The 268-nt window shown below is 43.7% G+C and carries 1 pseudogene; it reads right to left on the bottom strand.

Going from position 1 to position 268, the window contains the following annotated elements:
- Positions 1-205, bottom strand: a pseudogene (locus IWT5_RS12410) (ISL3 family transposase); the annotation flags it as partial.
- Positions 206-268: the final 63 nt, after the last annotated feature.

Raw genomic sequence — 268 nt, 5'->3', positions numbered from 1 at the left:
GCAAAAGTACTTCTGGTAAGTGCTGCCAATTGGGTTCGAAGTAAGTTTCGGACTGCATTAACATACGGGCAACAAAGCTAGCAGAAGTCGCCAATTCGTTAGCGATATGTTTTAGTGAGACCGGCTCTGCGAGTCGTTCTAAGCATTCCTGGCGGGTGGGATTGGAAATTGAACAGTGCTTTGGCACTAAACTGGTTTGAGCCAAGAAAGTCCGCTGACATTCCTTACATTTGAAATTACGTCGATTTAACTTTAACAGCACATTATT

It is taken from the genome of Secundilactobacillus mixtipabuli (assembly GCF_002217925.1).
Taxonomy (GTDB): domain Bacteria; phylum Bacillota; class Bacilli; order Lactobacillales; family Lactobacillaceae; genus Secundilactobacillus; species Secundilactobacillus mixtipabuli.
The sequence above is the reverse complement of the archived record's forward strand: the minus strand, read 5'-3'. Positions and strand labels throughout refer to the sequence as shown.